The 14,635-nt window shown below is 72.6% G+C and carries 13 protein-coding genes; 2 read left to right on the forward strand and 11 right to left on the reverse strand.

The features are described 5' to 3' along the window. Positions 1 to 99: 99 nt before the first annotated feature. From hisF to L1785_RS09680, 10 genes are all read right to left on the reverse strand, one after another. Entirely contained in the window at positions 100 to 870 is a 771-nt protein-coding gene (gene hisF / locus L1785_RS09635; protein ID WP_236089038.1) for an imidazole glycerol phosphate synthase subunit HisF, read from the reverse strand. A 3-nt stretch (positions 871 to 873) separates the two neighbouring features. Next, complete coding sequence (locus L1785_RS09640; protein ID WP_236089039.1) at positions 874 to 1,809, reverse strand: FKBP-type peptidyl-prolyl cis-trans isomerase; 936 nt, start codon at positions 1,807 to 1,809, stop codon at positions 874 to 876. A 45-nt stretch (positions 1,810 to 1,854) separates the two neighbouring features. Further along, positions 1,855 to 3,216, reverse strand: coding sequence for a Pup--protein ligase (pafA, locus tag L1785_RS09645; RefSeq protein WP_236089040.1), 1,362 nt, complete (start codon positions 3,214 to 3,216; stop codon positions 1,855 to 1,857). Between the two features lie 69 nt (positions 3,217 to 3,285). Then, positions 3,286 to 4,275: a proteasome subunit alpha gene (prcA, locus tag L1785_RS09650; protein ID WP_236089041.1), complete on the reverse strand. Its 990-nt coding sequence runs from the start codon at positions 4,273 to 4,275 to the stop codon at positions 3,286 to 3,288. Next, entirely contained in the window at positions 4,272 to 5,141 is an 870-nt protein-coding gene (gene prcB / locus L1785_RS09655) for a proteasome subunit beta (RefSeq protein ID WP_236089042.1), read from the reverse strand. Before prcB ends, prcA begins: the two co-directional genes overlap by 4 nt. Beyond that, on the reverse strand, positions 5,142 to 5,339 hold the full coding sequence (locus tag L1785_RS09660; protein ID WP_236089043.1) for a ubiquitin-like protein Pup: 198 nt from the start codon (positions 5,337 to 5,339) through the stop codon (positions 5,142 to 5,144). Between the two features lie 82 nt (positions 5,340 to 5,421). After that, positions 5,422 to 7,116, reverse strand: a complete 1,695-nt coding sequence (gene dop / locus L1785_RS09665; RefSeq protein ID WP_236089053.1) for a depupylase/deamidase Dop — start codon at positions 7,114 to 7,116, stop codon at positions 5,422 to 5,424. 160 nt (positions 7,117 to 7,276) lie between these two features. Then, complete coding sequence (arc, locus tag L1785_RS09670; protein ID WP_236089044.1) at positions 7,277 to 8,941, reverse strand: proteasome ATPase; 1,665 nt, start codon at positions 8,939 to 8,941, stop codon at positions 7,277 to 7,279. A gap of 255 nt (positions 8,942 to 9,196) precedes the next feature. Next, positions 9,197 to 10,246, reverse strand: coding sequence for a tRNA (adenine-N1)-methyltransferase (locus L1785_RS09675; protein ID WP_236089054.1), 1,050 nt, complete (start codon positions 10,244 to 10,246; stop codon positions 9,197 to 9,199). Positions 10,247 to 10,399: 153 nt separating this feature from the next. Next, positions 10,400 to 11,593 carry a site-2 protease family protein gene (locus tag L1785_RS09680; RefSeq protein WP_236089045.1) on the reverse strand — a complete coding sequence of 398 codons (1,194 nt, stop codon included), beginning with the start codon at positions 11,591 to 11,593 and terminating at the stop codon, positions 10,400 to 10,402. A gap of 168 nt (positions 11,594 to 11,761) precedes the next feature. Between L1785_RS09680 and L1785_RS09685 the strand changes: the two genes are divergently transcribed. Beyond that, positions 11,762 to 12,607, forward strand: a complete 846-nt coding sequence (locus L1785_RS09685; protein WP_236089055.1) for a RecB family exonuclease — start codon at positions 11,762 to 11,764, stop codon at positions 12,605 to 12,607. Between the two features lie 55 nt (positions 12,608 to 12,662). On the opposite strand, the gene L1785_RS09690 is transcribed toward L1785_RS09685, so the two are convergent. Beyond that, positions 12,663 to 13,355: an HAD family hydrolase gene (locus L1785_RS09690; protein WP_236089046.1), complete on the reverse strand. Its 693-nt coding sequence runs from the start codon at positions 13,353 to 13,355 to the stop codon at positions 12,663 to 12,665. Between the two features lie 277 nt (positions 13,356 to 13,632). Here L1785_RS09690 and L1785_RS09695 point away from each other — a divergent pair, with 277 nt between their 5' ends. Then, positions 13,633 to 14,544, forward strand: a complete 912-nt coding sequence (locus L1785_RS09695; protein ID WP_283250184.1) for a PAC2 family protein — start codon at positions 13,633 to 13,635, stop codon at positions 14,542 to 14,544. Positions 14,545 to 14,635 lie beyond the last annotated feature (91 nt).

Consider the following 14,635-nt stretch of genomic DNA (forward strand, 5'->3'; position numbering starts at 1 on the left):
TTCCGCGGTCGGTGGGTTGAGCCCGATCATCTCATGCCCCGGGAAACGATTCACGGGATTTCGCTCCGGGCGGTACGTCGCCCGCGGCGGCGTGCGCGGTCAGCGCACGTCGAGGCCCGCCGCGCGCATCGCGTCCTTGACCTGGCCCACCGTGAGGACGCCGAAGTGGAAGACGCTCGCGGCCAGGACCGCGTCGGCGCCCGCCCGGGCGGCCTCGACGAAGTGCTCCGGCGTGCCGGCCCCTCCCGACGCGATCAGCGGCACGTGCACACGCTCACGCACGGCGCCCAGCATCTCCAGGTCGAAGCCCGCGGTCGTGCCGTCGGCGTCCATCGAGTTGAGGAGGATCTCGCCCGCGCCGAGCGCCGCCGCCTTCTCGGCCCACTCGACCGCGTCGATCCCGGTGCCACGCCGCCCGCCGTGCGTCGTCACCTCGAAGCCCGACGGCGTGGTCGTGCTGCCCGAGACGCGGCGCGCGTCCACCGACAGGACCAGGACCTGGCTCCCGAACCGGGCCGCGATCTCCGCGACCAGCTCCGGCCGCGCGATCGCCGCGGTGTTCACTCCCACCTTGTCGGCGCCGGCCCGCAGGAGCCGGTCGACGTCCTCGGCGGAGCGGACGCCGCCGCCCACCGTGAGGGGCACGAAGACCTGGTCGGCGGTGCGGCGCACCACGTCGATCATGGTCTCCCGGTCGCCGGACGACGCCGAGACGTCGAGGAACGTCACCTCGTCGGCGCCCTCCGCGTCGTACAGCGCGGCCAGCTCGACGGGGTCGCCTGCATCACGCAGGTTCTCGAAGTTCACACCCTTGACCACCCGGCCGGCGTCGACGTCGAGGCACGGGATCACCCGGATCGCTACGGACATGTGTCATCCCTCCTGTGCCGGCGGCTCGGCCGCCTGCTGCTCGGGTGCGTCGGGGTAGTGCGAGTCGAGGATGTCGACCACGTAGACCAGTGTCTCGCCGGCCAGCGGGCTCGACGTGTCGGCGTATCCCAGGCTCGGCGGCACCACCAGCATCACCTGCGACCCCACCGCCTGCTCCAGCAGCCCCTGGTCCCAGCCCTCGATCACCTGGCCGATGCCGATCATGGTCGACTGCGGCGGCGAGCCCTCGCCCCACGTCGAGTCGAAGACCGCTCCCGTGCTCCAGGCGACGCCCGTGAACTCGATCGTGACGATCTGGCCCGCCTCGACCTGCTCGCCGGTCCCGCGCACGAGCCGGGTCACCTGGAGCTCCGCGGGCGGCGGCGCGCCGGCGGGGATCGTCACCGTCGGAGCACCCTGCGGATCCCGCGTCACCGTCGGCAGGCCTTCCGGGACGGGGACCTCCGTGCCGGACGCCCGCGTCGGCAGCACGTCCACGACAAGGATCACCGGCACGCCCTCCGCCTCGTCCAGGACGAGCAGACGCGCGCCGACACGGTTGCCCTCGAGCGCCTCGTACAGGGCGCCACCGAGCGACTCCGCGGACATCGTGTACGCCGCCGGCGCGTCCGCGAACGTGTTCTGCAGAACCGTGCCGTCGCGGCCGTCCTGCGCGTACAGGTTGAGGAGCAGCGGGCCGCCGTCCTCGAGGCGGTCGCCCGTGCCCGGCCACACGGTGCGCGAGCCGGGCAGGACGACGTCGAACGGGATCGGGTAGGTGAGCCCCGGCGCCACCCCCACCGGGCCCGAGACGTCCACCGGGGCCTGCGAGGGTAGCCGCTCCGGGTCGTCCAGGGGCGTCGGCACCGACATCGGCGAGCACGCTGCCAGGAACGCCAGCACCGCCAGGAGGGCGGCGAGGAGACGGACCGGCTTCACGCGGGACAGTCTCCCACGCCTCAGGAGGTGGCCGTCATGCGGATCTCACATCGACTCGATGAGCCGCTCGACCCTGTCGTCCACCGAGCGGAACGGGTCCTTGCAGAGCACCGTGCGCTGCGCCTGGTCGTTCAGCTTCAGGTGCACCCAGTCGACCGTGTAGTCGCGCCGCGCCTCCTGGGCCGCGCGGACGAAGTCGCCCCGCAGCTTGGCCCGGGTCGTCTGCGGCGGTACGGCGGTGGACTCGAAGATCTCGAGGTCCGTGGTCACCCGCTCGACCATGCCGCGCGCGGCGAGCAGGTTGTACAGGCCCTCGGTCCGGGAGATGTCGTGGTAGGCCAGGTCGAGGCGGGCGATGCGCGGGTCGTCCAGTGACAGGTCGTGCTTGGCCTGGTACCGCTCGATCAGCCTGAGCTTGATCACCCAGTCCAGCTCACGGTCCACCAGCGTCATGTCGCCCGTGGACAGCGCCCGTAGCCCGCGCTCCCACAGGTCCAGGACCTGCTTGACCACGGGCGTCGGGTCCATGTGCGCCTCGACGTGCTCGCGCGCCCGCTGGTAGTACTCGTTCTGGATGTCGACGGCCGTCATCGTCCGGCCGCTGGCCAGCGTGACGGGGTGCAGACCCGTGCGGTCGTGGCTGATCTCGCGGATCGCGCGGATCGGGTTCTCCAGCGTGAGGTCCCGCATCGGGATGCCCGACTCGACGAGCCGGAGCACCAGGTCGGTCGTGCCCACCTTGAGCATGGTCGTGGGCTCGGCCATCGACGAGTCACCCACGATGACGTGCAGGCGCCGGTACTGCTCGGCGTCGGCGTGCGGCTCGTCACGCGTGTTGATGATCGGGCGCGACCGCGTGGTCGCGCTGGAGACGGCCTCCCAGATGTGGTCGGCCCGCTGCGAGAGGCAGAACACCGAGCCGCGCGGCGTGGAGAGGACCTTTCCCGCGCCGACGAGGATCTGGCGGGTGATCAGGAAGGGCACCAGCACGTCCGACAGACGCGAGAAGTCTCCCGAGCGGCGCACGAGGTAGTTCTCGTGGCAGCCGTAGGAGTTGCCCGCCGAGTCGGTGTTGTTCTTGAACAGGTGGATCTTGCCGGGCAGGTCCTCGTGCTCCAGGCGCTGCTGCGCGTCCGCCACGAGGCCCTCGAGGATGCGCTCGCCGCCCCGGTCGTACGCGACGAGCTGACGCACGTCGTCACACTCCGCTGTCGCGTACTCGGGGTGCGAGCCCACGTCGAGGTAGAGGCGCGAGCCGTTGCGCAGGAACACGTTCGACGAGCGACCCCACGCCACCACCTTGCGGAACAGGTAGCGCGCCACCTCGTCGGCGGACAGGCCTCGCCCGTCGTCCGCCGCGCACGTCACGCCGTACTCGGTCTCGAGCCCGAAGATCCTGCGATCCATGGCCTTGCCTCCCCGTTCCATGCCCGGTGATGTGCCGTCGTGCCCTGCTCGCCCCCCGCGCGCCCTGCATCAGTCGGTGCCGGACTCCTTCTCGTCGCCGCTGCCGGGCTTGTCGCCCTCGCTGTCGCCCTTGTCGCCCGCTTCGGGTGCCGCAGGTGCCTGCTTGACCCCCGGTGTCCCGCCCACGGGGGGCGCGTCGGGCGTGGTGGAGCCCGGCGCTGTGGAGCTCGGCCCGTCCGCGTCCGGCGCGTCGTCGGCCCCGTCCTCGGCCAGCAGGTCCGCGAGAACCTGCCCGGTGAGGCGGCGGAAGGCGCGCCGCGGGCGTGCGCGCTCCAGCACGGCGACCTCGAGCTGCGCCACGTCGAGCCCGCCACCTGTGACCAGCGCCTTCGCGGCGGCGCCGCTCCCGGCGCCGCTCCCGGCACCGGCCGTCCCGGCGCTGCCCGTGCCCGCACCGCCGGCACCGCCGGCGCCGCCGGCCGGGCTGCCCTCGCCCGAGCCGAGCACGCCGACGGCCAGGCGCAGCACCTCACCGAGCGCCATGCCGGGCCGCCAGGCCTCCTCCACGTGCCGGCCGAGCGTCTCGGCCTTGCCGCCCATGACCACGTATCCGTGCTCGTCGGCGACCGTCCCGTCGTAGGTGAGGCGGTAGATCTGGTCCTGGGCGCTGCTCGCGCCCACCTCGGCCACGACCAGCTCCACCTCGAGCGGCTTCGACTCGGTGATGAAGACCGTGCCGAGCGTCTGCGCGTAGGCGTTCGCCAGGCCCCGCGCCGTGACGTCGGACCGGTCGTAGGAGTAGCCCCGCAGGTCGGCGTAGCGCACGCCCGCCACCCGCAGGTTCTCGAACTCGTTGTACTTGCCGACGGCCGCGAACGCGATGCGGTCGTAGATCTCCGAGATCTTGTGGAGGGCGCGCGACGGGTTGGCCGTGGCGAACGCGATCCCGCCGTCGTAGGCGAGCACCACCACGGACCGGCCGCGCGCGATCCCCTTGCGGGCGAAGTCCGCGCGGTCCTTCATCAGCTGCTCGGGCGAGACGTAGAACGGCATCGTCATGCGAGTGCACCTCCCTGTCGCCGACGGGCGACGATCTGCTCGACCACCTGCTCCAGCTCGTCCTCCCCGATGCGCCGGTAGCCGTCGGCCGTGACCGTCGCGACGACCGGGTAGATCCGGCGCACCGTGTCCGGGCCGCCCGTCGCCGAGTCGTCGTCCGCCGCGTCGTAGAGCGCCTCGACGGCCACCCGGACCGCCCCGGAGGCGTCGAGCCCGGGCTGCCACAGCTTCTTCAGCGCACCGCGGGCGAACACCGAGCCCGAGCCCACGCTGTAGTGCTCGTGCTCCTCGTACCGCCCGCCCGTGACGTCGTAGGAGAAGATGCGGCCGGCACCCCGGTCGAGGTCATAGCCCGCGAAGAGCGGTACCACGGCCAGGCCCTGGATCGCCATCGGCAGGTTGCCCCGGATCATCGTGCCGAGCCGGTTCGCCTTGCCGTCCAGCGACAGGAGGGAGCCCTCGATCTTCTCGAAGTGCTCGAGCTCGAGCTGGAACAGGCGCACCAGCTCGACGGCGATGCCCGCGGTGCCGGCGATGCCGACGGCCGAGAACTCGTCCGCGGGGAAGACCTTCTCGATCGCCCGGTTGGCGATCATCGAGCCCATCGTGGCGCGCCGGTCGCCCGCCATGACCGCGCCGGTGCCCGGCTCCCCGGGCGTCCCGTAGCTCACCGCCACGATGGTGGTGGCGTGCGGCGCCAGGCTCGCCGGATTCACCACCCCCGCCGCCGCACCGCCGAGCGCGGCGGCGCGGCGGCCAGGGAGCAGATCGGGCGCGTGGTCTGCGAGGAAGTCGACGAACGACGACGAGCCCGGCCGCAGGAACGCGTCCGGCAGCCGTCCCGAGGTGCCCTCACCGATACCCAATTACTGGCCACCCTTCTGGACGAAGCCGCGTACGAACGACTCGGCGTTCGTCTCCAGTACCTCGTCGATCTCCTCGAGCAGCGCGTCCACCTCGGCGTCCCGCTGCTGCGGCTGGGCTGCCGCGGCCGCTGGTGCCTGGTCGTCGTCGTCGGGAGTGCGGTCCTCGTTGGAAGAGTTGATGCGTTCCTGACCTGCCATGATCGCCTCCTTGGTGGTGCTACCGGATGACTTTGCGAGTCGCCGGTCCGGTAAGCCTAGGACGTACCTCTGACATTGCGCCCTACCTCCCTCCGGAAAGTCCCGCGAGCAGCTCGCGGGCATCCGAGCTGGAGTCCAGGAGGGCGCCGATGAGGCGCCGCGTGCCGCGCGTCGGGTCGAGCATCGGGACCCGCTGGAGGGTCTGCGCCCCGTCCACGTCGAAGATCACCGAGTCCCAGCTCGCCGCCGAGACCTGGTCGCCGTAGCGGGCCATGACCTCGCCGCGGAAGTACGCGCGCGTGTCAGCCGGCGGGTGCTGCACGGCGTGCCCCACGCTGCGCTCGTCCACCAGGCGCTCGACCGCGTCCCGCGCGAGCAGCCGGTGGTACACCCCACGCTCCGGCCGCACGTCGGACCACTGCAGGTCCATGGCGTGCAGGCGCGGGTGCGACCAGTCGAGGTTGTCGCGGGAGCGCAGACCGTCCAGCAGGCGCAGCTTGGCGATCCACTCGACCTCGCGCGCGCAGGACTGGGTGTCGGTGCCGAGGCGCCGCAGGACGGAGGTCCAGCGGTCCATCACCGCGTCGGAGTCGGCGTCGGTGCCGAGCGCCGCGAGCGAGCGCCCGACGACGTCGGTGTACACGCCCTGGACCTCGAGGGCCGTCATCGTGCGACCGTCGGCGAGGTCGAGCGGCGCGCCCAGCTCGAGGTCGCGCGAGACCTTCTGCACGTCGCTGACCGGGTCGGCCAGGCGCAGCGCCGCGAGCTCGGCACGTGCCGGCACGCCGGCCTCGTCCAGCTCGTCGAGGTGCTCGAGGACCCACAGCACGAGGGACGTCGTGCCCACCTTGAGGTAGGTCGCGACCTCCAGGAGGTTCGCGTCGCCGAGGATGAGGTGCAGGCGGCGCCACCGCTGCCGGTCCGCGTGCGGCTCGTCGCGGGTGTTGACGATCGGGCGGCGCAGCGTGGTCTCCAGGCCGACCTCGGCCTCGATGTAGTCGGCCCGCTGGGAGAGCTGGAAGCCTGCCTGGCCGCCGGTCGGGCCCAGCCCCACGCGGCCGGACCCGGTGAACACCTGCCGGGTCACGAGGAACGGCGTGATCAGCTCCGTGAGCGTCGCGAACGACAGCGCGCGGTCCACGAGGTAGTTCTCGTGGGTGCCGTAGCTCGCGCCCTTGCCGTCGACGTTGTTCTTGTAGAGGGCCACCTCGTTGCCGGGGATCGTCGCCAGCTCGCGGGCCGCGGCCAGCATCACCCGCTCCCCCGCCACGTCCCAGCGCACCAGGTCGAGCGGGTTCGTGACCTCGGGCGACGAGTACTCGGGATGTGCGTGGTCCACGTAGAGCCGAGCGCCGTTCGTGAGAATCACGTTCGCGGCGCTCGGGTCGTCGTACGGCTCCTCGACGGCTGGGCGCTCGACCTCCTGCAGCGGCGCCCTGCGACGGCTTCCCCCGCGGCCGTTCGCCGCGGTCGCCAGCCCGGCGGTACCGGGCACGGGCGGCGGCAGCTCACCCGCCGCGGGGCCGGACGGGGCGGGCGCCGAGGGGTCGTTCGTGATCATCGAGGGATGGGCCGAGGCACGGTCGAGGTGGAACCCGCGCGCGTCCTGCAGCGGGTCCTCGTCGTCGTAGTCCCAGCGTGCCGCCAGGCGTGCGCCGCTGCTCGCATCGCGCGCGGCGAGCGCGCGGTAGGTGGTCACGACCTGGCTGGACAGCAGCATGGGATTGGCCAGCGGGCGGCCCGGTTGCAGCACGCCGTACTCGGTCTCGATGCCCATCACGCGACGCACGCTCACACACACCACCCTATGCCCGGGACGTACCGCTCGGTCGCGGAGGCCCGCGCCCCGCCCCAGGTCGCGGGGCTGTGGGCGCGGGCCCTCCGGTCGGTCAGGTCAGCTGCTGGTCAGAGGTCGATCGGTGCCCGACCGACGCCGCTCAGAGGTACTGACCAGTGTTCTGGATGGTGTCGATCGTGCGCGGTGTCGCCCCCTCACCCTTCTTCTGGACGATCGTGCGGATGAAGACGATGCGCTCGCCCTTCTTCCCGCTGATCCGCGCCCAGTCGTCGGGGTTCGTCGTGTTGGGCAGGTCCTCGTTCTCCTTGAACTCGTCCACGCACGCCGTGAGGAGGTGCTCCACCCGGATGCCCTTCTGCCCGGTGGCGAGGAAGTCCTTGATCGCGTTCTTCTTGGCCCGGTCCACGACGTTCTGGATCATGGCGCCCGAGTTGAAGTCCTTGAAGTACAGGGTCTCCTTGTCACCGCTGGCGTACGTGACCTCGAGGAACTGGTTCTCCTCGTCCTCGGAGTACATGCGCTCCACGACGGAGGTGATCATCCCGTCCAGCGCCTCCTCGATGATGCCGTTGTACTCGGCCAGGTCCTCGGGGTGGATGGGCAGGTCGGCCGTGAGGTACTTCGCGAAGATCTCCTTCGCGCCCTCCGCGTCCGGACGCTCGATCTTGATCTTCACGTCGAGCCGGCCGGGGCGCAGGATCGCGGGGTCGATCATGTCCTCACGGTTGGACGCGCCGATCACGATCACGTTGTCGAGCCGCTCCACGCCGTCGATCTCGGCAAGGAGCTGAGGCACGATCGTGGTCTCGACGTCGGACGACAGGCCCGTGCCGCGGGTGCGGAACAGCGACTCCATCTCGTCGAAGAAGACCACCACGGGCATGCCCTGGGAGGCCTTCTCCCGGGCGCGGGCGAAGATGAGGCGGATGTGCCGCTCCGTCTCGCCCACGTACTTGTTGAGGAGCTCGGGGCCCTTGACGTTGAGGAAGTAGCTCTTCTTGGCACCGGGGTGGTCGCCGTTCTTCTTCGCGACCATCGCCGCGAGCGAGTGCGCCACCGCCTTCGCGATGAGCGTCTTGCCGCAGCCGGGCGGGCCGTACAGCAGGACGCCCTTCGGCGGCCGCAGGCCGTGCTCGCGGAACAGGTCCGGGTGGGCGAACGGCAGCTCGACGGCGTCCCGGATGGCCTCGATCTGCGGGCCGAGGCCGCCGATGTCGGTGTAGTCGATGTCCGGGACCTCTTCGAGCACGAGCTCCTCGACCTCGGACTTGGGCACGATCTCGAACACGAAACCGCTGCGGACGTCCACCGTCAGGGAGTCGCCGACGCGCAGGGGCTTGCCGACGACGGAACCCGCGAGCCGCACGACGCGCTCCTCGTCGGCACGCCCCACGACGAGCACCCGCTCGGCGTCCATGACCTCCTTGACCGTCACGAGCTCGCCCGTCTGCTCGTAGCCGCCGGCCGCGACCACCGTCATGGCCTCGTTGAGCTTGACCTCCTGGCCCGGCCGCAGCCGTGTGATGTCCAGCGTGGGGCTCGCGGCGACGTGCATCTTCCGGCCCGCCGACGAGATGTCCACCGAGCCGTCGGAGTGCGCGGCGAGGAACGTCGCGTAGGTACCCGGCGGCTTGGCAAGGTCGTCAAGCTGCTTCTTCAGTTCCACGATCTGGTCCCGCGCGGCTCGGAGAGCATCCGCGAGACGTTCGTTCTTTGCGGAGAGGAGTGCGATCTGTCGCTCGTAGTCGCGGTTTGGCAAAGATCCAGGATCGGGAAGGTTGTATCCAGCCGTGTTGTCGGTCATGACATCCCCTCTCGTCAGGGCCCGGGAGGCGACCATACGTCAGTACTGCCTCCAGGAACAGCACTCTAGGCGCAGTGACTGACACACCGGAGGGAAGGACACCCGTTCGAGACCTGCGGGACACGGGATCGTGACAACCCGTTCACGCGGAACGCCCTCCCAGCCGCTAGATACCGCGGCCGGCGGCCGCCGCCGTCACACGAACGTCATCACCCGGGTGTTATTCCTCCCGTCGCGAACACCGGGCGCGGCGGCTCAGTCCTCGTCGTCCCACGCGTCGGTCGCCGCGGCGTCCGCCGGCACGGCTCCTTGCCCCGCCGGGGCCGGGGCCCGGGTTGCCTCGCCCTGTCCGACGTCGCGGCGCACCCGGCGGATCTTCTTGTCGGAGACGGGGCGCTCGCCGAGGTCCTCGGGCGACCACTCGGCGTCGGGGACCACCGGGTACGAGCCCTTGGCCGGACGGCGCCTGCGCTCCGGCGGCTCCACGCCGTCGGCCAGCCGACGGGCTGTGATCAGGAAGCCGGTGTGGCCGATCATCCGGTGCTGCGGCCGCACGGCCAGGCCCTCCAGGTGCCAGCCGCGGACCATCGTCTCGAACGCCTGGGGCTCGGCGTAGCGGCCGTCGAGCCGCAGGTCCTCCGCCGTGCGGGAGAGCTGCGTCGTCGTCGCGACGTAGCAGATCAGCACGCCGCCGGGCGCGAGCGCGGTCGCCACGGCGTCGAGGTTCTCCCAGGGCGCCAGCATGTCGAGCACGACGCGGTCGACCGTGCCGGGCCCGGCCACCGTCGGCAGGACGTCGGCGAGGTCGCCGACCGAGAGCTCCCATGCCGGGTGCGGCCCGCCGAAGAACGTCTCGACGTTGCCGCGCGCGATCGCCGCGAAGTCCTCGCGCCGCTCGATCGAGTGCAGCGACCCGTGGTCGCCCACCGCTCGCAGCAGCGAGAGCGTCAGCGCGCCCGAGCCCACGCCGGCCTCGATCACCCGGGCACCCGGGAAGATGTCCGCCATCGTGATGATCTGGCCCGCGTCCTTGGGGTAGACCACTGCCGCGCCGCGCGGCATCGAGAGCACGTAGTCGGCCAGCAGCGGGCGCAGTGCGAGGTACTCGATCCCCGCCGTGTTGGTGACCACCCAGCCCTCGGGCTTGCCGATCAGGTCGTCGTGCGTGAAGTAGCCCTTGTGCGTGTGGAACGTGGCACCGGGCGCGAGGGTGATGGTGTGCAGGCGGCCGCGCGGGTCGGTCAGCTGGACCTTGTCGCCCACGCGGAACGGGCCACGGCGCTGCTCGGCGCCGGTGGCGCCCAGCCCCGGAAGGGGAGCCGGGGCCGCGCTCGGCGCGTCTCCCTGCGGGACGGGCGTGCCGGGGGTGTCGGTCTGGGAAGTCACGACGGACCATCCTACCGGCGGGGCCCTGCGCCGCAGATCGCGCGCCGCAGATCGTCCGCCGCGGAGCGAGGGTCAGCGGCCCCCGCGCAGGGCACGCGCGACGGCGGTGAGGTCGAGCACCCCGGTGACCCGTCCGCCGTCGGTCACGGGGACGAGGCGCGCCCCGCCGGAGGTGGCGGCCAGGCGGGCGAGCATCGCCTGGCCGGACAGGCCGGCGTCGACCGCCGAGCCCGGCACGAACGGCACCGCGACGGCGTCGACGGTCGTGCGGACCGCGGCCTCCGCGGGCACCCGCGCCGCCGCGTCGGGGTCCACCACGGCGAGCGGAACGCCGTCGGCCCCGGTCACCACGACCATCGTGCCCGACCCCGCACCGGTCGTCTCGGCCGCGACCGTCGCCGCTGCGACGGTCGCCCCGAGCGGCACGGTGACCGCGGGGACCGCGAGGCTCGCGACGCTCAGGCCGCCCACGACCGCACGACGGCGGCCGTTCGCGATGGCCGCCCCGGCCCCGGACCACAGGAAGGCGGCGAGGAGCGCCGACCACAGGACCGTCGTCAGGCCCGGCGAACGACCTTCCAGGTAGGGCCAGAGGATCGCCCAGACCAGGACGCCCACCGCGACGACACGGCCGGCCCAGCCCGCGACGACGGTCCCGCGACCCCGGTTGCCCGTCACGGCCCAGACCGCCGACTCCAGGATCTGGCCGCCGTCCAGCGGCAGGCCCGGCAGCAGGTTGAAGACGCCGACGAAGGCGTTCGACAGCGCGGCCGCATAGAGCAGGAGGGTCGGGACGGTCAGCACCGGCTGCGCCTGGTAGGCCAGCCAGAAGCCGGCCGCGAGCACGAGATTCGTCACGGGGCCGACGACGGCGACGATGAACCCGTCGAACGGGCGGGCGAGGCCGCCGGTGTAGGCCGTGTGACCGCCCCACAAGGTGACGGCGAGCTCGGTGACCTGCTGACCGCGCGCCCGCGCGACCAGGGCGTGGGCGGCCTCGTGCAGGAAGACGGAGCCGAACAGCAGCAGGACGAACGCGAAGGCGACGACGTACACGCCCGCGCCGAGGTGCGGGGCCGCGGACTGCACGTTCGGGGCGAACAGCAGGGTCAGCACGAACGCCGCGAGGAACCACGAGGGAGTGATGACCACCGGCGCGCCGGCCACCCGCCCGACCACCCAGCCCTTCGAGCGGGCCGGCGCCGGTGCGGGCTGCCGGGCCGGCTGCGCGGCGGCCGGCTGGACGTGCTCTTGCTCGGGGGTCACGCGCCCAGGCTAGGGCACGCTGTGGAGAACTCCCCGGTCGTGTCGGTGTCGGGTCGTAGGGTGGCGGGCATGACGATCACCGCGGACGGCACCATCCAGAGTGCCGCCGAGAGCGCCGCCGAGGCGGCCGCCAAGGACACCCCGGCCGAGGGCGCCGCCGGGACGGTCATGGCGCCCTCCCGCCCGCCCGCGCTCTCGCCGTCGCGCGCGAACGACTACATGCAGTGCCCCCTGCTGTTCCGGTTCCGCACGGTCGACCGGCTGCCGGAGCCGCCGAGCGCCGCGGCCGCGCGCGGCACGCTGGTGCACTCGGTGCTCGAGCGCCTCTTCGACGCCCCGCTGGGTGAGCGGACGCTCGCCGCCGCGCACGCGCTCGTGCCCGGCGAGTGGGACCGGCTCCTGGAGGCCGACCCGAAGTACGCGCAGCTCTTCACCGGCGGGGTCGGCCCGGACGGGCAGGACCGGGACGGCTGGCTCGCCCAGGCCGGCGCGCTGCTCGGGACGTACTTCACGCTGGAGGACCCGAACCGCCTCGAGCCCCGCGATCGCGAGCTGCTGGTGGAGACGCGGCTGGAGGACGGGCCGCTGCTGCGCGGGATCGTGGACCGCCTCGACGTCGCGCCCGACGGCGCGGTGCGGGTGGTCGACTACAAGACGGGCAAGGCCCCCCGGCCGGGCTACGAGGGCTCGGCGCTGTTCCAGATGCGGTTCTACGCCCTGGTCCTCTGGCGCGAGCGCGGGGTGCTGCCGAAGATGCTGCAGCTCGTGTACCTGGGCGACGGCCAGGTGCTGCGCGGGGAGCCCACCGAGGAGCACCTGCGGCAGACGGAGCAGAAGGTCCGCACCGTCTGGTCCGCGATCGAGAAGTCGGCGCGCACAGGCACGTGGCCCACGCGCAGGAGCAAGCTGTGCGGGTGGTGCGCCCACCAGGCGATGTGCCCGGAGTTCGGCGGCACTCCCCCGGAGATCCCCGAGGGCGCGGTGCGGCTGCGGCTGGGGATCGACGCAGGCTGAGCTCGGCGGGCATGCGGCCGCCATGTGGCGGCTAGCGCGCAGCGGCCGCCGGGCGTCAGACCCCGGCCGGGTCCCCGATCAGGTCGATCACCTCGCCGGACGCGAGGCGCCCCAGCGTGTCGACGTCGACCTGGGTGAGCGAGCGCGCCCGGCTGAGCCCGGGCCGGGCCTCGACCGGCACCACGGCCTCGACGCCGAGCACGTGCGCCCCGGACGCGAGAGCGGATGTGATGCCCACGGGCGAGTCCTCGATCGCGAGGCAGTCCTCGGCCGCGACGCCCAGGCGGTCGGCAGCCGTGAGGTACGGCTCCGGGTGCGGCTTGCCGTGGGTCACCTCGTCGCCGGTGACGAGCAGGGCGAACGTGTCCTCCGGCGCGCCCGCGGCCACCGCCTCGGCCTGGCTGCGGTAGGACATTGTGACGATCGCGCACGGCACCCCGGCGTCGGACAGGTCGCGGAGCAGGTCGAGCACGCCCGGCCGCCACGGCACCTCCTCGCGGAGCTGGGCGTTCACCCGGTCGACGAGCCAGTCGACGATCTCGGCCGGCTCCATCGGCACGCCGGCGGCCTGAAGCCGTGCGCCCGTGACGAGGAGCGTCTGCCCGACCACGCCGAGGGCGTCCTCGTGCGTCCACGTCCCGCCGTGCAGCGTCACGAGCTCGTGCTCCGCGCGCATCCAGTACGGCTCGGTGTCGACCAGGGTGCCGTCCATGTCCCACAGGACGGCCTTGGGCAGAGTGCCATTCACGGGCGGCAGCCTAACCCGCGCCCGTGACGGCCCGGTGATCGCCCGATGACGGCCCCGTGACGGTCCGGCGACGGGCGGACGGCGGGCGGACGGCGGGCAGGCCGACCCTGTTGACGACGCCTCAGCAGCGTGGCACCGCTACCACACGGCCCCGGCTCAGCACCCGGCACCGTGCCCGGTCATGGAACGCCGAGCACCCGCCCGGCAGGACGGCGAGCGTGATCCGCTCGGGGTGAAACGTCCCGCCGTGGGTTCCAGCACACCCTAGGCTGGGCAGATGACCGACTCGAGCTCCGGGACGAACCCGCGCGACGAGGGACGCCGCACCGCCCGCCAGACCGTCATGATCGCGGCGTTCGAAGGCTGGAACGACGCCGGCGGGGCGGCCACGGCCGCGCTGTCCCACCTGGCCGACGTGTGGTCCGCCGAGCACCTGCGCGACCTGGATCCGGAGGAGTACCACGACTTCCAGGTCAACCGCCCCCAGGTCGGCCTCGGCGACGACGGGGAACGCACGATCACGTGGCCCACGACGTCCGTGTCGGTGGCCCGCCTGGCCGAGCGCACGGTCGTGCTGGTGCACGGCATCGAGCCGTCGATGCGCTGGCGCCGGTACTGCGACGAGCTCCTGACCATCGCGGCCGAGCTCGACGTGCGCACCGTCGTCACCCTCGGCGCGCTGCTGGCGGACGTCCCGCACACCCGCCCGATCCCGATGACGGCCACCTCGGAGAGCGTGGGCCTCCAGTCCGTCCTCGACGTCGAGCCCAACACCTACCAGGGGCCCACGGGGATCGTCGGGGTGCTGCAGCACGAGGCCGCGAGCCGCGGCCTGCAGTCGGTGTCCCTCTGGGCGGCCGTGCCGCACTACGTCGCGAACCCGCCCTCGCCGAAGGCGACGCTCGCGATCCTCACGCGGATCGAGGAGCTGCTCAGCGAGCCGGTCCCGCTCCACGACCTGCCCGACGACGCAGTGGCCTGGCAGCACGGGGTCGACGAGCTCGCCGCCGACGACCAGGAGATCGCCGAGTACGTCCAGCAGCTCGAGGAGGCGAAGGACACCGCCGAGCTGCCGGAGGCGTCGGGCGACGCGATCGCGCGCGAGTTCGAGCGCTACCTGCGCCGTCGCGACATCAACGGCGGGGGCACCAGCGGCCCGGGGCCGGACAAGGGCCCCGACAAGTCCTGAGGCACCGCCCGTCTCGGCCGAGGTGGGGGGGGGGGGCCGCCCCCCCCCCCCCCCCCGCGGCGGGTCAGACGCCGCCGGGCGCGACCCCCCC

Origin of the sequence: Antribacter soli (assembly GCF_021568775.1) — a bacterium.
Taxonomy (GTDB): domain Bacteria; phylum Actinomycetota; class Actinomycetes; order Actinomycetales; family Cellulomonadaceae; genus Antribacter; species Antribacter soli.